Annotated in this window: 17 protein-coding genes; all 17 read left to right on the forward strand. The window is 61.9% G+C overall.

From position 1 onward, the window contains the following. The first annotated feature begins 17 nt into the window (after positions 1–17). On the forward strand, positions 18–2,093 hold the full coding sequence (locus GNF76_RS20255) for a TonB-dependent copper receptor (protein WP_155584896.1): 2,076 nt from the start codon (positions 18–20) through the stop codon (positions 2,091–2,093). 126 nt (positions 2,094–2,219) lie between these two features. Continuing rightward, positions 2,220–3,602 (forward strand): PepSY-associated TM helix domain-containing protein, encoded by a 1,383-nt coding sequence (locus GNF76_RS20260; protein ID WP_155584897.1) that lies wholly within the window; start codon positions 2,220–2,222, stop codon positions 3,600–3,602. Positions 3,603–3,773: 171 nt separating this feature from the next. Next, a complete protein-coding gene (locus tag GNF76_RS20265) occupies positions 3,774–4,562 on the forward strand; it encodes an ABC transporter ATP-binding protein (protein ID WP_155584898.1) in 789 nt (262 codons plus the stop codon). After that, the gene (locus tag GNF76_RS20270; RefSeq protein ID WP_155584899.1) at positions 4,559–5,506 is read left to right on the forward strand and encodes an ABC transporter substrate-binding protein; all 948 of its coding nucleotides are present in this window, start codon (positions 4,559–4,561) and stop codon (positions 5,504–5,506) included. Before GNF76_RS20265 ends, GNF76_RS20270 begins: the two co-directional genes overlap by 4 nt. Continuing rightward, entirely contained in the window at positions 5,503–6,513 is a 1,011-nt protein-coding gene (locus GNF76_RS20275; RefSeq protein ID WP_155584900.1) for a FecCD family ABC transporter permease, read from the forward strand. The genes GNF76_RS20270 and GNF76_RS20275 overlap by 4 nt, the downstream gene beginning before the upstream one ends. A gap of 184 nt (positions 6,514–6,697) precedes the next feature. Beyond that, on the forward strand, positions 6,698–7,963 hold the full coding sequence (gene urtA, locus GNF76_RS20280; protein WP_155584901.1) for an urea ABC transporter substrate-binding protein: 1,266 nt from the start codon (positions 6,698–6,700) through the stop codon (positions 7,961–7,963). Between the two features lie 135 nt (positions 7,964–8,098). Continuing rightward, positions 8,099–9,601, forward strand: a complete 1,503-nt coding sequence (gene urtB / locus GNF76_RS20285) for an urea ABC transporter permease subunit UrtB (protein ID WP_155584902.1) — start codon at positions 8,099–8,101, stop codon at positions 9,599–9,601. After that, complete coding sequence (gene urtC, locus GNF76_RS20290; RefSeq protein WP_155584903.1) at positions 9,601–10,680, forward strand: urea ABC transporter permease subunit UrtC; 1,080 nt, start codon at positions 9,601–9,603, stop codon at positions 10,678–10,680. Before urtB ends, urtC begins: the two co-directional genes overlap by 1 nt. Further along, a complete protein-coding gene (urtD, locus tag GNF76_RS20295) occupies positions 10,677–11,537 on the forward strand; it encodes an urea ABC transporter ATP-binding protein UrtD (protein ID WP_155584904.1) in 861 nt (286 codons plus the stop codon). The genes urtC and urtD overlap by 4 nt, the downstream gene beginning before the upstream one ends. A 130-nt stretch (positions 11,538–11,667) precedes the next feature. Further along, on the forward strand, positions 11,668–12,366 hold the full coding sequence (gene urtE / locus GNF76_RS20300) for an urea ABC transporter ATP-binding subunit UrtE (protein ID WP_155584905.1): 699 nt from the start codon (positions 11,668–11,670) through the stop codon (positions 12,364–12,366). 30 nt (positions 12,367–12,396) lie between these two features. Further along, positions 12,397–13,236, forward strand: a complete 840-nt coding sequence (locus GNF76_RS20305) for an urease accessory protein UreD (RefSeq protein WP_155584906.1) — start codon at positions 12,397–12,399, stop codon at positions 13,234–13,236. A gap of 177 nt (positions 13,237–13,413) precedes the next feature. After that, entirely contained in the window at positions 13,414–13,716 is a 303-nt protein-coding gene (gene ureA, locus GNF76_RS20310) for an urease subunit gamma (protein WP_003171437.1), read from the forward strand. Positions 13,717–13,725: 9 nt separating this feature from the next. Further along, entirely contained in the window at positions 13,726–14,247 is a 522-nt protein-coding gene (locus GNF76_RS20315) for a GNAT family N-acetyltransferase (protein ID WP_155584907.1), read from the forward strand. Positions 14,248–14,252: 5 nt separating this feature from the next. Further along, positions 14,253–14,786 (forward strand): GNAT family N-acetyltransferase, encoded by a 534-nt coding sequence (locus GNF76_RS20320; protein WP_155584908.1) that lies wholly within the window; start codon positions 14,253–14,255, stop codon positions 14,784–14,786. Continuing rightward, positions 14,783–15,088, forward strand: a complete 306-nt coding sequence (locus GNF76_RS20325) for an urease subunit beta (RefSeq protein ID WP_155584909.1) — start codon at positions 14,783–14,785, stop codon at positions 15,086–15,088. Before GNF76_RS20320 ends, GNF76_RS20325 begins: the two co-directional genes overlap by 4 nt. A gap of 140 nt (positions 15,089–15,228) precedes the next feature. After that, complete coding sequence (gene ureC / locus GNF76_RS20330) at positions 15,229–16,929, forward strand: urease subunit alpha (RefSeq protein ID WP_155584910.1); 1,701 nt, start codon at positions 15,229–15,231, stop codon at positions 16,927–16,929. A gap of 100 nt (positions 16,930–17,029) precedes the next feature. Then, the gene (locus GNF76_RS20335) at positions 17,030–18,157 is read left to right on the forward strand and encodes a sensor histidine kinase (protein ID WP_155584911.1); all 1,128 of its coding nucleotides are present in this window, start codon (positions 17,030–17,032) and stop codon (positions 18,155–18,157) included. The last annotated feature ends 77 nt before the right edge of the window (positions 18,158–18,234 follow it).

An 18,234-nucleotide genomic window follows, 5' to 3' on the forward strand; every position in this document is an offset into this window, starting at 1 on the left:
GATTGATGGAATTTGTCATGTCCAGGTTTTCTGCTGACTCCCGATTGGGATATACCCCTGTGTTTGCCATTCTGTGCGGCGCGTTGTTGGCGCCACGGGTTCACGCCGACGAACCCGCCGAGCACACCAATGAACTGGCTCCGACGGTGATCACCGCCATTGCCCCCAGCTCACCGCTGACGGTCATCACCAACCCCAAGGACCCGCGCCAACCGGTGCCGGCCAGCGACGGTGGCGACTACCTCAAGACCATCCCCGGCTTCGCCCTGATCCGCAACGGCGGCACCAATGGCGACCCGGTGCTGCGTGGCATGTTCGGCTCGCGGCTGAACATCCTCACCAACGGCAGCATGATGCTCGGCGCCTGCCCCGGCCGAATGGATGCGCCTACCTCCTACATCTCACCGGAAACCTACGACAAGCTGACGGTGATCAAAGGCCCGCAAACCGTACTCTGGGGCCCCGGCGCCTCGGCCGGCACGATCCTGTTCGAGCGTGAGCCGGAGCAGTTCGGCGAACTGGGCACACGGGTCAACGCCAGCGTCCTGGCCGGCTCCAACGGGCGCTTCGATAAAGTCGTCGACGCCGCTGCCGGTGGGCCATTGGGCTACATCCGGGTGATCGGCAACCAGGCCCATGCCGACGACTACAAGGACGGCAACAACGACACCGTCGCGTCACGCTATGACAAATGGAACGGCGATGTGGCACTGGGCTGGACCCCGGACGCCGACACGCTGCTGGAACTGACCGCAGGCAAGGGTGACGGCGAAGCCCGTTATGCCGGGCGAGGCATGGACGGTTCGCAGTTCAAGCGCGAAAGCCTGGGCCTGCGTTTCGAGAAGTCCAATATCGGTGACGTGCTGGACAAGGTCGAAGCCCAGGTCTACTACAACTACGCCGACCACGTGATGGACAACTACACCCTGCGCACGCCGTCGGGCACCGGGATGATGGCCGGGCCCATGGCCTCAAATGTCGACCGCCGCACCCTCGGTGCCCGGATCAAGGCGACCTGGCGCTGGGCCGATGTGCAACTGATCAGCGGCCTCGACGCGCAGACCAATGAACACCGCGAGCGCAGTGCCATGGGCGTCGACACCTACAAGAACCTGCCGCGCGACAAGGACGCCAACTTCCACAACTACGGCGTGTTCGGCGAACTGACCTGGTACGCCGCCGAGCGCGACCGCCTGATCACCGGCGCCCGCCTGGACCGTGCCTCGGCCAAGGACTTTCGCCAGACCCTCAGCTCAGGAATGATGAGCCGCCCCAACCCCACCGCCGACAAGACCCGCGCCGACACCCTGCCATCCGGTTTTGTGCGCTATGAGCACGACCTTGAAGGCAGCCCGACCACGGTCTATGCCGGCCTGGGCCACGCCGAGCGTTTCCCTGATTACTGGGAACTGTTTTCCCCCAAAACCGGCACCGCCGGTTCAGCGAATGCCTTCGATGGCGTGAAGCCAGAGAAGACCACTCAGCTGGACTTCGGCCTGCAATACAAGTCCGCCGACCTGGAAGCCTGGGCCTCGGGCTATGTCGGCCAGGTGCGTGATTACATCCTGTTCGACTACCGCACGGGCATGATGGGCACCACCACTCAAGCGCGTAACGTCGACGCACGGATCATGGGCGGCGAACTGGGTGCAGCCTACAAACTGACCTCCAACTGGAAAGCCGATGCCACCCTGGCCTACGCCTGGGGCAAGAACACCAGCGACGGCAAGGCCCTGCCGCAAATGCCACCGCTGGATGCACGGTTCGGCCTGACCTACAGCCAGGATGACTGGAGCGCCGGCGCCTTGTGGCGCGTGGTCGCGGCGCAAAACCGCATCGACCAGAACAAGGGCAACGTGGTCGGCAAGGACTTCGACAAGAGTTCAGGCTTTGGCGTGTTCTCGCTGAACGCGGCGTATCGCATCAACAAAAACTTCAAGGTCAGCACCGGCGTCGACAACCTGTTCGGCAAGGCGTACGCCGAGCACTTGAACCTGGCGGGCAACGCCGGTTTCGGCTACCCGGCCAATGACCCGCAAGCCATCAAGGAACCGGGGCGCACGCTCTGGACCAAGGTGGACATGAGCTTCTAAAAGCATCGCGGGCAAGCCCGCTCCCACATGTTGATGGGTGAATACCTTCCAATGTGGGAGCGGGCTGCCCGCGATGAGGCCTTAGGCAACACAAAAAAATCCAAGCCTTTTGCGGAGCACACCCCGATGACCCCTCCAAAGATTTCCTTCTACAACCTGGCCTGGCGCTGGCATTTCTACGCCGGGCTGTTTGTCGCTCCGTTCATGGTGCTGCTGGCCCTGACCGGCATCATCTATCTGTTCAAACCCCAGCTCGACCCGCTGATGTACGGCGACTTGCTCAAGGTCCAGAGCGCCGAGCATGCCTTAAGTGCCGACGAGCAACTGCTGCGGGCCCAGGCGGCCTATCCACAGGGCACGATCAGCAAGTACCTGCCGCCCGTCGACGCCACCAGCAGCGCGCAATTTGTCATGCTCAACGCCGGGCATGAGCTGACGGTATTCGTCGACCCCTATCGCGGTACCGTGCTCGGCGAACAGGACGCAAAAACCAATCTGCAAGCCATCGCCCGCGCCCTGCACGGCGAGTTGATGATCGGTACCGTCGGTGATCGCCTGGTGGAGCTGGCCGCCGGCTGGGGCGTGATGCTGGTAGTTTCCGGCCTGTACCTTTGGTGGCCGCGCGGCAAATCGGCGGCCGGGGTCTTGTGGCCGCGGCTTGGCAGTCGGGGTCGGCTGTTCTGGCGTGACTTGCATGCGGTCACCGGTTTCTGGGGCGCTGCATTTTTGCTGGTGATGCTGCTCAGCGGCATGACCTGGACCGGCTTCTGGGGCAAGCAATACGCCGAACTGTGGAACCGCTTCCCGGCCGCGATGTGGAACAGCGTCCCGCAGTCCGACCAACAGGCTCGTATCCTCAATACCGCGACACAACAGACCGTGCCCTGGGCCATGGAAAATACGCCGATGCCCATGTCCGGCGAGCATGCCGAACACATGAACCACGCCGGCATGAGCCAGGGCCCCGCGGCGCCGAGCATCCGCTTGCAACACGTCATGGACCTGGCCACCGCCCGCAAGGTCGAACCCGGCTACAGCATCACCTTCCCGACGACCGCCGAAGGCGTGTTCACCATCGCGGTGTTCGCCAACGACCCACGCAACGATGCGACCCTGCACGTCGACCAATACACCGGCAAGGTCCTGGCCGATGTGCGCTGGGAACACTACAACGGCGTCGCCCGCGCCACGGAAGTGGGTGTGATGCTGCATGAAGGCAAGATGTTCGGGTGGGTCAACCAGATCCTGGTACTGCTGATCTGCCTGATGATCCTGCTCAGTGCCGTCAGCGGCGTGGTGATCTGGTGGAAGCGCCGGCCACAGGGTGGCCTGGGAGTGCCGCCGTTGCGCCATGACCTGCCGAAGTGGAAAACCGCGATGGTGATCATGCTGGGGCTGGCGATTATTTTCCCGCTGGTCGGCGCATCGTTGGTGTTGGTCTGGGTATTGGATCGCCTGCTGTTGTCGCGGCTCTGGGGCCAACGTGAATCGGCCTCACCTTCGTCATGAGGCTTGTGATATGCCCTACATAGAGGCGCCATGTAGTCTTACGCGGGCTTTCATCTCCCACCCACAAAATGTTAACTTGTAACATCTTTTCACAATCTAAGCTCGCCACGCCTCGTGGCGAGCCGCGGCCGTTATTCGTGACGGCGGGCTACACCTTCTAATGAGAACTGCATGACCTCACTCAACCTCACCCACCTCGCCTGGACCCCACTGGGCCACGGCCACTGTCATCACCAGTTCCAACTGCGTGACGCCAGCTTGCAGGTGGATGCAGGGGAGTTTGTCGGTTTGATCGGCCCCAACGGCAGCGGCAAGTCCAGCCTGTTGCGCTGCGCCTATCGGTTCAGCAAGCCCGGGAAGGGCGAGGTCTTGCTCGAACATCAAAACGTCTGGAAGCAATCCTCACGCTGGTGCGCCCAACGTATCGCCGTGGTGTTGCAGGAGTTTCCCGACGCCTTCGGTTTGCGAGTGGACGAAGTGGTCGCCATGGGGCGAACACCCCACAAGGGGTTGTTCGACAGTGATACGGAGCAAGACCGGCAACTCATCCAGCAAGCCCTCGAATCCGTCGGACTGCTGGGCTTTGAAGACCACGCTTTCGCCACCCTCTCCGGCGGCGAAAAGCAGCGCGTGATCCTCGCGCGCGCCCTGGCCCAGCAACCGCAGCTGCTGATCCTCGACGAACCCACCAACCACCTCGACCCACGCTATCAGTTGCAATTGTTGCAACTGGTCAAGCGCCTGAACATCGGCACCCTGGCCAGCATTCATGACCTGAACCTGGCCGCCGCCTTTTGTGATCGCCTGTACGTGATCAACCACGGGCGCATCATCGCCAGCGGCACACCCCACGAAGTACTGACCGTCGAACTGCTGCGCGAAGTATTCGGCGTCGAAGCATTGATCGACACTCACCCCCTGTCCGGCTACCCCCGAATCACCTGGATAACCCAACCATGATCCTGCGCTCCCTGCTGTCAGTCGCCCTGTTGCTCGGTGCTTCTCAAGCCTTCGCCGAAGCCACCCGCTACCCACTGAAGATCCAGAGCTGCAACCGTACGGTGGCCTTTCAGGAAGCGCCAAAGCACGCGGTCAGCCATGACATCAACATGACGCAGATGATGCTTGCCCTGGGGTTGAAGTCTCATATGGCCGGCTACAGCGGCGTCACCGGCTGGAAGTCAGTAACGCCGCAAATGGCAAAGATCCTCGACGGCCTGCCGGAACTGGCGAGCAAATACCCGTCGGTGGAAACCCTGCTCAACGCCAACGTCGATTTCTTTTTCGCGGGTTGGGATTACGGCATGCGCGTCGGTGGCGATCTCACGCCGCAAACCCTGCAACCCTTGGGTATCAACGTCTATGAGTTGACCGAGTCCTGCGCGTTTGTGATGAAGCGCCCGGCCGCGACGCTGGACGACACCTATAACGACCTGCGCAACCTGGGCAAGATCTTCGACGTACAGGACCGCGCCAATGCGCTGATCGCACAGATGCAGGCACACGTCGCCGAGGTGCAGAAAACGCTGCCCGCCGACAAGCCTCGCGTGTTCCTCTACGACAGCGGCGAAGACCGCGCCATGACGTCCGGCCGACTGGGCATGCCCCAGGCGCTGATCGACGCCGCCGGCGGGCGCAATATTCTCGATGACGTGGCGTCCAGCTGGACCCGGGTCAACTGGGAAACGGTAGTAGAGCGCAATCCACAGGTAATCGTGATCGTCGACTACAGCGAAATCACCGCCGAGCAGAAAGAACAATTCCTGCTGAACAACCCGGCGCTGCAATCAGTGGACGCCATCAAGAACCAACGCTTTATCGTCATTCCGTATGTGCAGGCCACGCCGGGCATCGACAACGTGCTGGCGGTTGAAACCCTGGCCAAGGGGTTCCACGGCGAATGATCAACCGTCGCTATGCCTTGTTGCTGAGTGCCCTTGGCGCGTTGTTGCTGATCTCCTGTGTGGTCTCGCTGGGATTCGGCTCGGCGCGGGTGCCGGTGGACGTGGTGTGGCGGATCTTGCTGCACAAGGCGTTCGGGATCGGCGAAGTGAATTGGACCGTCGGCCAGGAACATATCGTCTGGCTGATCCGCGTACCACGCATGCTGCTCGGCGCGCTGGTAGGCGCCGGGCTGGCGCTTATCGGCGCAGTGTTGCAGGCGGTGACGCGTAACCCACTGGCGGATCCGCACCTGCTGGGTGTCACGTCCGGCGCCACCCTCGGCGCGGTGATCGTGGTGCTGCATGTGGGTGAAATCATCGGCCTGCTGACCTTGCCCATTGCCGCCTTTATCGGCGCACTGTTGAGCATGATCGTGGTACTGGCCGTGGCCAGCCGCAACGGGCGCATGGAGAGTGATCGCCTGCTGCTGTGCGGCGTGGCCGTGTCGTTCGTGATGATGGCGGTGGCCAACCTGCTGCTGTTCATGGGCGATCATCGGGCGGCGTCGGCAGTGATGTTCTGGATGCTCGGCGGCCTGGGTCTGGCGCGTTGGGAGTTGTTGGTTATTCCGACCGTCAGCGTGTTGCTCGGCTTGCTGTTGCTACTGGGAATGGCCCGTCCGTTGAACGCCTTGATGGCCGGCGAACAAACCGCCGTGACCCTCGGCCTGAACGCCCGCAATGTCCGCCTGAAGGTATTTCTGATCGCCTCGCTGATGACCGGTGTGCTGGTGTCCATCAGCGGTTCCATCGGCTTTGTCGGGCTGATGGTGCCGCACATCGCTCGGCGCCTGGTGGGCGCCGAGCACCGCCGGCTGCTACCGGTGTGCGTGCTGCTGGGCAGCCTGTTCCTGGTATGGGTCGATGTCGCAGCACGCACCCTGATCGCACCGGAAGACTTGCCCATCGGCGTAGCCACAGCAGCCATCGGCGGGCTGTTTTTTATCGGGCTGATGCGCAAGCGCTGACATCGCCCCGTTGTAGCGCATCTTGGCGCACCAACCCCACGAAGCTGCCAGCTCATGGTGCATCAATGCAGCCAGGCCCTGAGTAAAGCGACCATTTCCTGCCTTTGTACGACTAGGCACACCGCTTGCAAAGCTCCACTCAACTTGTCCCTCAATCACAACGTTGAGTCACGGAGATCGCACCATGAAGCGTCGCAGTTTGATCAAGGCTTTCACTCTGTCGGCATCCATTGCCGCCATGGGCCTGACCTGGACCGTCCAGGCCGCCGAGACCATCAAGGTCGGCATCCTGCACTCGCTGTCCGGCACCATGGCCATCTCCGAAACCTCGCTTAAAGACATGGCGTTGATGACCATCGACGAGATCAATGCCAAGGGTGGTGTGAACGGCAAGATGCTGGAACCGGTGGTGGTGGACCCCGCGTCGAACTGGCCGCTGTTCGCCGAGAAAGGCCGGCAGTTGCTGACCCAGGACAAGGTGGCCGTGGTGTTCGGCTGCTGGACCTCGGTGTCGCGTAAATCGGTGCTACCGGTGTTCGAAGAACTCAACGGTTTGCTGTTCTATCCCGTGCAATACGAAGGCGAAGAGATGTCGCCCAACGTGTTCTACACCGGCGCCGCGCCGAACCAGCAAGCGATCCCCGCCGTGGAATACCTGATGAGTGAAGAAGGCGGCAGCGCCAAGCGCTTCTTCCTGTTGGGCACCGACTACGTGTACCCGCGCACCACCAACAAGATTTTGCGTTCGTTCCTGCATTCCAAAGGCGTGGCCGACAAGGACATCGAAGAGGTCTACACCCCGTTCGGTCATAGCGATTACCAGACCATCGTGGCCAACATCAAAAAATTCTCTGCGGGCGGCAAGACAGCGGTGGTCTCCACGGTGAATGGCGACTCCAACGTGCCGTTCTATAAAGAACTGGCCAACCAGGGCCTGAAAGCCACCGACGTTCCCGTCGTCGCCTTCTCGGTGGGTGAAGAAGAGCTGCGCGGTATCGACACCAAGCCGCTGGTGGGCAACCTCGCGGCGTGGAACTACTTCCAGTCGGTGGAGAACCCGGTGAACAAGAAGTTTGTCGCGGACTGGAAAGCCTACGCCAAGAAACACAACCTGCCGGGCGCCGATAAAGCGGTGACCAACGACCCGATGGAAGCCACTTACGTGGGCATTCACATGTGGGCGCAGGCGGCGGAAAAAGCCAAGTCCACTGACGTCGACAAGGTCCGCGAAGCCCTCGCCGGCCAGACCTTCGCCGCGCCGTCGGGCTACACCCTGACCATGGACAAAACCAACCACCATCTGCACAAGCCGGTGATGATCGGCGAGATCCAGGCCGATGGGCAGTTCTCGGTGGTGTGGCAAACCGAAGGGCCGATCCGCGCCCAACCGTGGAGCCCGTACATTCCAGGGAATGACAAGAAGCCGGATTATGCGGTGAAAAGCAACTAAGCCAGGGGTGTCGATCTGAAGTCGACACAAACCCTGTGGGAGCTGGCTTGCCTGCGATGCAGTGCAACTGTCGCACCGCGGTGATGCCATCGCAGGCAAGCCAGCTCCCACATTGTCCGTGCAAGGCCCAACAATATGCCCACTGCCCTCCACCGCTTCATCCTGGCCATCCTGCTTGTGCTGTCCTTCGCCGCACACGCCGGCGACGCCGAAGACTTCATCAGTGCCAACCCGATGCAACAAGCCAAGTTCCTGCAGGACTGGGCCGCCCAGCCCGACCCGGCCCGCATTGAGTTGGTCAACGCATTGCAACAAGGCCAACTCACGGTCAACGGTGAGCCCAAAACCGTGCGCCTGAACAACCGCCTGCGCGGCCTGATCGACAACGTGCAAGCCAGCCAACAGCTGCTCGCCGCCGATCCCAAGGTACGTCTGGCTGGCGCGCAACAACTGCAAAAAAGCGCCCAACCCGCGCAACTGAAATTTCTCGACCAGCAACTCGCCGCCGAAACCAACGACGACGTCCACACCGCCCTCAGCCTGGCCCTGGCCAACCTGCAATTGGTGGACACCGACCCGGTCGTGCGCCTGGCCGCCGTGCGTTTGCTCGGCGGCACGGGTGACCCTTTGGCTCGTACCCGCCTTGAAGCCTTGCTCGCACCTGGTGTCGAAGCGGACGCAGCCGTACACACCGCCGCCGAAACCAGCCTGGCCCAAGTCAAACGCAAACTGATGGTCGGCGAAATCCTCGGCCAGGCGTTCAGCGGCATGTCCCTGGGTTCGATCCTGCTACTCGCCGCCCTCGGCCTGGCGATCACCTTCGGCTTGCTGGGGGTGATCAATATGGCCCACGGCGAGATGCTGATGCTCGGCGCCTACTCCACCTACGTGGTGCAGTTGCTGATGCAGCGCTACGTGCCGCAAGCCATCGAGTTCTATCCACTGATCGCGCTGCCGGTGGCGTTTTTCGTCACCGCCGGGATTGGCATGGCCCTGGAGCGCACGGTGATTCGCCACCTCTATGGCCGCCCGTTGGAAACCCTGCTCGCCACCTGGGGTATCAGCCTGATGCTGATCCAGTTGGTGCGCCTGGTATTTGGTGCGCAGAACGTCGAAGTGGCCAACCCGGCCTGGTTGTCGGGCGGGATCCAGGTGTTGCCAAACCTGGTGCTGCCGTACAACCGCATCGTGATCATCGCCTTCGCACTGTTTGTGGTGGTGCTGACCTGGCTGCTGCTGAACAAGACCCGCCTGGGCCTCAACGTGCGGGCCGTGACCCAGAACCGCAACATGGCGGCTTGCTGCGGCGTGCCCACCGGACGTGTCGACATGCTCGCCTTTGGCCTCGGTTCCGGCATCGCGGGCTTGGGCGGCGTGGCCTTGAGCCAGATCGGCAACGTCGGCCCGGACCTGGGCCAAAGCTACATCATCGACTCGTTCCTGGTGGTGGTACTCGGCGGCGTCGGCCAGTTGGCCGGCAGCGTCATGGCCGCCTTCGGCCTGGGGATCGCCAACAAAATTCTTGAACCACAGATCGGTGCCGTACTCGGCAAGATCCTGATCCTCGCGCTGATCATTCTGTTTATCCAGAAACGCCCGCAAGGACTCTTCGCACTGAAAGGACGGGTGATCGACTGATGAACCAGCCATTGATGCTGACGGCCACGCAAAAGGCCGGCCCCAAGGTAACGATTGCGGTCGGCGCAGTGATCCTGACCCTGCTGCTGGCCATGCCACTGTTTTCCCTGCTGTCGCCGGACAACCCGCTGCACGTCTCGGCCTACACCTTGACCCTGGTGGGCAAGATCCTCTGCTACGCCATCGTCGCCCTGGCCTTGGACCTGGTGTGGGGTTACGCCGGGATGTTGTCCCTGGGCCATGGTTTGTTTTTCGCCCTCGGTGGCTACGCGATGGGCATGTACCTGATGCGCCAGGCCTCCGGTGATGAGCTGCCGGCGTTCATGACCTTCCTGTCGTGGACTGAACTGCCATGGTATTGGGTCGGCACCAATCATTTCCTCTGGGCGATGTGCCTGGTGGTGTTGGCGCCAGGTTTGCTGGCCTTGGTGTTCGGTTTCTTCGCCTTCCGCTCGCGGATCAAGGGCGTGTATTTCTCGATCATGACCCAGGCCCTGACCTTCGCCGGAATGCTCTTGTTCTTCCGTAACGAGACCGGGTTTGGCGGCAATAACGGCTTCACCAATTTCCGCAGCATTCTCGGGTTTGGCATCACGGAACCGGGGACGCGGGCGGTGTTGTTTGTGGCCACGGTGCTGTTGCTGGTGGCGAGTTTGTACATCGGCTGGCGCCTGGCACAAAGCAAGTTCGGCCGGGTACTGACGGCGCTGCGCGATGCCGAAAACCGCCTGATGTTCTGCGGTTACGACCCGCGCGGCTTCAAGCTGTTTGTCTGGGTATTGAGCGCCGTGCTGTGTGGGCTGGCCGGCGCGTTGTATGTGCCGCAAGTGGGGATCATCAACCCCAGCGAAATGTCGCCGACCAACTCCATCGAAGCCGCCGTGTGGGTGGCGCTCGGCGGGCGCGGCACGTTGATAGGGCCGCTGTTGGGTGCCGGTGTGGTCAACGGTATGAAGAGCTGGTTTACCGTGGCGTTTCCCGAGTACTGGCTGTTCTTCCTGGGGGCGCTGTTCATCATCGTCACCCTGTACCTGCCCAAGGGCATCATCGGCCTGCTGAAGAAAAGGGGCGACCAATGAGAATCACCGCGACGGCAGAATTCATGCTCGAACCGATCCTTGAACCGAACAAAGACCAGGGCACCAGTCGTGATGCCATCGGCATCGGCCAGGTCGCCGGAAAGGGCCTGAACACCCGCCACGGGACCATCCTGACCCTGGAAGACATCAGCGTCAGCTTCGACGGTTTCAAGGCCCTCAACGACCTGAACCTGTACATCGGCGTCGGCGAATTGCGCTGCATCATCGGCCCCAACGGCGCGGGCAAGACCACGCTGATGGACGTGATCACCGGCAAGACCCGCCCCAGCCACGGCAAGGCCTGGTTCGGCGAAACCCTGGACCTGACAAACATGAGCGAAGTGCAGATCGCCCAGGCCGGGATCGGGCGCAAGTTCCAGAAGCCCACGGTGTTTGAAGCCTTGAGTGTGTTCGAAAACCTGGAGCTCGCGCAGAAGACTGACAAGTCGGTGTGGGCCAGCCTGCGGGCGCGCCTGAACGGTGAACAGAAGGACCGTATCAGCGAAGTGCTCGACACCATCCGCCTGACCGCGTCGGTCAATCGCCCGGCGGGCTTGTTGTCCCACGGTCAGAAGCAGTTCCTGGAAATCGGCATGCTGCTGATGCAAGACCCGCAACTGTTGCTGCTGGACGAACCGGTGGCGGGCATGACCGACGCCGAAACCGAATTCACCGCCGAACTGTTCAAGCGCCTGGCGGGCAAGCACTCGTTGATGGTGGTGGAACACGACATGGGGTTCGTCGGCTCGATTGCCGACCACGTGACTGTATTGCACCAAGGCAGCGTGCTGGCCGAAGGGTCGCTGGAACAGGTGCAGGAAAATGAACGGGTGATCGAGGTTTACCTCGGTCGCTAGGCGTGACACCGACTGCTTTATATGGGAGCTGGCTTGCCTGCGATGGCATCAACTCGGTGCTACTGATAGACCGAGTCGTCTGCATCGCAGGCAAGCCAGCTCCCACAAGGGAATTGAGGGGAATTTGAACATGCTGCACGTCGACAAACTGCACCAGTACTACGGCGGTAGCCACATCCTGCGAGGCCTTTCGTTCGACGTGAACGTCGGCGAAGTCACCTGCCTGCTGGGCCGCAACGGCGTGGGTAAGACCACCTTGCTCAAATGCCTGATGGGCTTGTTGCCGGCCAAGGAAGGTGTGGTGAACTGGGAAGGCCGTGCCATCACTGGATTCAAGCCGCACCAGCGGGTCCACGCCGGAATCGCCTACGTGCCCCAGGGCCGGGAGATTTTCGGGCGATTGACGGTGGAGGAGAACCTGTTGATGGGCCTTTCGCGCTTCCCCGGCTCCGAAGCCAAGGAAGTCCCGGCCTTTATCTACGAACTGTTCCCGGTGCTGCTGCAAATGAAACAACGCCGTGGCGGCGACTTGTCCGGCGGCCAGCAACAGCAGTTGGCAATCGGCAGGGCCCTGGCCAGCCGCCCACGGCTGCTGATCCTCGACGAACCCACCGAAGGCATTCAGCCGTCGGTGATCAAGGAGATCGGCGCGGTGATCAAGAAACTCGCGGCCCGTGGCGACATGGCGATCCTGCTGGTGGAGCAGTTCTACGATTTCGCTGCCGAACTGGCCGACCAGTATCTGGTGATGTCCCGGGGTGAAATCGTCCAGCAGGGCCGTGGAGAAAATATGGAAAGCGAGGGTGTGCGCGGGCTCGTTACGATCTAATCTGTAGCGTCCTGACGATAAGCACTGACCATGACCCTGCCTGCCGCAACCGCCCTGTTCACCCCCAGCTGGCACGCCGAGCTGGAACTTGGCTACGCCCGTTTTGGCGACACCACACGTCCGGTCCTGCGCCGTCACCTGGGCCCGCTGCGGGTGCAGAAACACCTGTATGCCGAAGGCCCCGAGGTGTGCCAGCACATCATCGTCCACCCGCCGGGCGGGATTGCCGGCGGTGATCGCCTGAATATCAACGTGGATGTCGCCGAAGGCGCCTGGGCGCAGTTAACCAGCCCGGGCGCGGCCAAGTGGTACCGCGCGGGTGGCCCGGCCTATCAGCAGGTCGAGTTGACCGTGAAAGCCGGCGCCACCCTGGAGTGGCTGCCCCAGGAAACCATCGTGTTCAGCGCCGCCCAGGCCGAGCTGACGACACGCATTGACCTTGAAGGCGACGCCCGGCTGTTTTACTGGGACGTGATAGCCCTGGGACGTCCGGCCAGTGGCGAGCGCTTCGACCTCGGACACTTCCAGTCGGCCCTGGATATACGCCGCGACGGCCAGTTGATTTGGCACGAACGCCAGCGCATTGTGGGCGCCGACGAGTTGCTCGACTCGCCGATTGGCCTCGACGGACAGCCGGTGTTTACCACCTTGCTGGTGACCGGTGAGATCGACAGTGAGTTGCTGGAGCAGTGTCGCTCCCTGCCCCATGCGGTGCGCGGCGACCTGACCCAATTGCCCGGCCTGCTGGTGGCGCGCTGCCTGGCCGGTGAAGCGCTGCTGGCGCGGGGTTGGTTGATTGATGTGTGGCGCCTGCTGCGTCCGGTGATGCTAGGGCGTGAGGCGGTTTCACCGAGAATCTGGAGCACATGAGGATCCAGAATGGGGCTTGGCTCATGTGGGAGCCGGGCTTGCCCGCGATGCAGGCGACTCGGTTAATCATTAACACCGAGGTGATGCCATCGCAGGCAAGCCAGCTCCCACATAAGCCTGCTCCTATATTGGATCTTCGGTGTTTTTAAGCATGTTTTTTATGGCGGACCTTGAACGATGGACCTGACCCCACGGGAAAAAGACAAACTGCTGATCTTCACCGCCGGCCTGGTAGCCGAGCGGCGGTTGGCGCGCGGTGTGAAGCTCAACTATCCGGAAACCATCGCCTACATTTCGGCCGCGCTGATGGAAGGCGCCCGCGACGGCCGCACCGTGGCCGACCTGATGCACTACGGCACCACCCTGCTCAGCCGCGAGCAAGTGATGGAAGGCATTCCGGAAATGATCCCGGATATCCAGGTGGAGGCCACTTTCCCCGACGGCACCAAGCTGGTCACCGTCCACCAACCCATCGCCTGAGGCCCGGCCATGTCCTTGCTGATTCGTGACGCAGTACACGGCGACCTGCCGGCGATCCGCGACATTTACAACGACGCGGTGCTCAACACCACGGCGATCTGGAATGAACAACCGGTGGACCTGGGCAATCGCCAGGCCTGGTTCAGTGCCAGGCAGGCACAGCTCTACCCGATCCTGGTGGCCGTGGACGACGATCAAGTGGTGGGTTACGCCTCGTTTGGCGACTGGCGGCCGTTCGAGGGTTTTCGCCATACCGTTGAGCACTCGGTGTACGTGCGCAGCGACCAGCGCGGCAAAGGCCTCGGCCCGCATCTGATGGAAGCCCTGATCGAACGGGCAAAAACCTGCGACAAGCATGTGATGGTCGCCGCCATCGAAAGCGGCAACCAGGCCTCGATCCGCCTGCATGAGCGCCTGGGGTTCATCACCACCGGGCAGATGCCGCAAGTGGGTACCAAGTTCGGCCGTTGGCTGGACCTGACCTTCATGCAACTGACGCTCAACCCAGGCGCTACGCCTTCCAAGGAGTGACACCGATGAACGCCGCCCAACTGCGTCGAGTCAATGCTGAAAGTTTTGCCCATTACCGTCAGGGCCTGATTGAGCTGTTGCTGGACGCTGTGAAGCATGGGGCGTCCGTGGGGTTCATGGCGGATTTCGACGAGGCCCAGGCCCGTACTTATTTGAATGGCGTGCAGGCCGGTGTCGAAGACGCCAGCCTGCTGCTATGGGTGGTGGTGCGCGACGAACAGGTAGTGGCCAGCGTGCAATTGGCGCTGTGCCAGAAAACCAACGGCCTGAACCGCGCCGAGGTGCAAAAGCTGCTAGTGCACAGCGAGGCCCGCCGTAGAGGCCTGGGCCAGCAACTGATGAACGCCCTGGAGCTGAGCGCCCACCAACACAAACGTGGCCTGCTGTACCTGGACACCGAAGCCGGCTCCGACGCCGAAGCCTTCTACCAGTCCCTGCGCTACACCAAGATCGGTGAACTGCCCAACTACTGCCAAAGCCCGGACGGACGCTACAGCCCGACCGCCATCTACTTCAAGACCCTGGGGCAACCTGAATGATTCCTGGCGAATACCGGATCCAGCCTGGTGATATCGAACTCAACGTGGGCCGTCGCACCATCAGCCTGAGCGTGGCCAACAGCGGCGACCGACCGATCCAGGTCGGCTCCCATTACCATTTTTTCGAAACCAACGACGCGTTGACGTTCGACCGCGTCGCCAGCCGTGGCATGCGCCTGAACATTCCAGCGGGCACGGCGGTGCGGTTCGAGCCGGGGCAGAGCCGGGAAGTTGAACTGGTAGAGCTGAGCGGCAAGCGCCGGGTGTTCGGCTTTGCCGGGCGGATCATGGGCGACCTGTAGTTTTTCTGGTGTCTGCTCGGGCCTCATCGCAGGCAAGCCAGCTCCCACAGGGGAATGCATTCCAAATGTGGGAGCGGGCTTGCCCGCGATAGTGAGCGAAGCGAACGATCTCGAATTCAACTGAATCTCAAGGCAAGCACATGAAGATTTCCAGACAAGCCTACGCCGACATGTACGGCCCCACCGTCGGAGACAAGGTCCGCCTGGCCGATACCGAGCTGTTCGTCGAGGTGGAACAGGACTTCACCACCTACGGCGAAGAAGTGAAATTCGGCGGCGGCAAGGTGATCCGTGATGGTCAGGGCCAGAGCCAGTTGCTGGCCGCCGAGGTCGTCGACACGCTGATTACCAACGCCCTGATCATCGACCACTGGGGTATCGTCAAGGCCGACGTGGGCCTGAAAAACGGCCGCATCGCCGCCATCGGCAAGGCCGGCAACCCGGATATCCAGCCTGGCGTGACCATCGCCGTCGGCGCCAGTACCGAAGTGATCGCCGGTGAGGGCATGATCCTCACCGCCGGTGGCATTGACACCCACATACACTTCATTTGCCCGCAGCAAATCGAAGAGGCCCTCACCAGCGGCGTCACCACCATGATCGGCGGCGGCACTGGCCCGGCCACCGGCACCAATGCCACCACCTGCACCTCAGGTCCCTGGCACCTGGCACGGATGCTCCAGGCTTCGGACTCGTTCCCAATGAACATCGGGTTCACCGGCAAGGGCAACACCAGCCTGCCAGAGCCGCTGATCGAACAGGTCAAGGCCGGTGCCATTGGCTTGAAGCTGCATGAAGACTGGGGCACCACGCCCGCGAGCATCGACAACTGCCTGAGCGTTGCCGATGAGTACGACGTGCAGGTGGCGATTCACAGCGACACCCTCAACGAATCCGGCTTCGTCGAAACCACCCTGGCCGCGTTCAAGGGCCGCACCATCCACACTTACCACACCGAAGGTGCCGGTGGCGGTCACGCGCCGGACATCATCAAGGCCTGCGGTTTTGCCAACGTGCTGCCCAGCTCCACCAACCCGACCCGGCCGTTCACCCGCAACACCATCGACGAACACCTGGACATGCTAATGGTCTGTCATCACCTCGACCCGAGCATTGCCGAAGACGTGGCCTTCGCCGAAAGCCGCATCCGCCGCGAAACGATTGCCGCCGAGGACATTCTCCACGACCTCGGCGCGTTCTCGATGATCAGCTCCGACAGCCAGGCCATGGGCCGCGTCGGTGAAGTCATCACGCGCACCTGGCAAACCGCCGACAAGATGAAAAAACAGCGCGGCCCCCTGCCAGGCGACGGCGAAGGCAACGATAACTTCCGCGCCAAACGCTACATCGCCAAGTACACCATCAACCCGGCGATCACCCACGGCATCAGCCATGAAGTGGGCTCCATCGAAGTGGGCAAGTGGGCCGACCTGGTGCTGTGGCGCCCGGCGTTTTTTGGGATCAAGCCTACCCTGATCCTCAAGGGCGGAGCGATTGCCTCAAGCCTGATGGGCGATGCCAACGCCTCAATCCCCACGCCGCAACCAGTGCACTATCGCCCGATGTTCGCCAGCTTCGGCAGCTCACTGCACGCCACCAGCCTGACCTTTATCAGCCAGGCGGCCTTGGCGGAAGGCTTGCCACAAGCGTTGGGGTTGAAGAAGCAGATTGCAGTGGTCAAGGGCTGTCGCGGGGTACAGAAGACCGATCTGATCCACAACGACTACCTGCCGCAGATCGAGGTTGATCCACAGACCTATCAGGTCAAGGCCGACGGGGTGTTGCTGTGGTGTGAGCCAGCGGACGTGCTGCCAATGGCCCAGCGCTACTTCCTGTTCTGACCGTTCATCGGCAGGAACCTGCTGCGTCAGTGAAGCGAAGAGGTGTAAGGCGCTACGATGCGCCACACCTCTTCACTGCCTTGCACTTGGGAACCCGGCCATGCGCCTATCCGAATTCATCGTGTTACGTGCCGATCAGATCGTCGATGAATGGGAGCAATTTGCCGAAACCCTGACCCCCGCCGCCGATACCTTGAACCGCACACAACTGCGCGACCACGCTCGTTCGATCCTGATGGCCGCTGCACGGGACATGAACACCCGCCAGAGCGCCAGCGAACAAGCCGCCAAGGCCAAGGGCGAAGGCCCCGAGAAAACCCCAAGCCTGGACGAAGCTGCCGCCAGCCATGGCGAGTTGCGCCACACCGTGGGTTTTGACCTGGTGCAGATGACCTCTGAGTTCCGCCACCTGCGCGCCTGTGTGATTCGGCTGTGGGTCAACAGCCTGGAGTCACCGGAGCTCGCCTACTTCCAGGACATGATCCGCTTCAATGAAGCCATCGATGAAGCCCTGGCCGAATCCACGGCGGCTTACGCCGAGCAGGTCAATCGTTCGCGGGATATTTTCCTGGCCATCCTCGGCCACGACCTGCGCGCGCCGTTGCAGGCGGTGAACATGTCGACCGAGATGTTGCTGCGCAAAGCCCAGTTGGACGACAACGGGCTGAACCTGGTGGGCAATATCAAGAATGGCGCCCGGCACATGGGAGTGATGGTCAGCGACCTGCTGGAGTTTGTGCGCAGCCGACTGGGCAGCAGCCTGCCCATAGAGCCCAAGCCCATGAACCTGGCCGACGCGGCGCAAGCGGCCATTGATGAAGCCTGTGCTGGCCAACCGGATTACCACCCGAAATTGCACATCCATGGCGACACCCAAGGGCAATGGGATCGTGGGCGAATTGACCAGTTATTGCAGAACTTGATTGGCAATGCGTTGCAGCATGGCCAGAACAGCCAAGCGGTAACGCTGACCCTCAACGGCATGGCCGACACGGTGGTGCTCAGCATGCACAACTACGGCACACCGATTCCCCCGGCCGCCATCGGCACCGTCTTCGATCCGCTGGTACGCAGCGCCAGCGAAGAACTGGGCAGCGCTTCGACGAGTCTTGGGTTGGGGTTGTTTATCGTCAAGGAAGTGGTGGACGCCCATCGGGGGACGATTGAAGTGACGTCCACCGAGGCTGACGGCACCACGTTTACTGTGATGCTGCCGCGCCAGCCTTAAATCCCGTAGCAGCTGTCGAGCGCCAGCGAGGCTGCGTAGGCCTCGCCACCACTCTCCATCCGATCCAGCACCGAAGC

Origin of the sequence: Pseudomonas spelaei, assembly GCF_009724245.1 — a bacterium.
Taxonomy (GTDB): Bacteria; Pseudomonadota; Gammaproteobacteria; order Pseudomonadales; family Pseudomonadaceae; genus Aquipseudomonas; species Aquipseudomonas spelaei.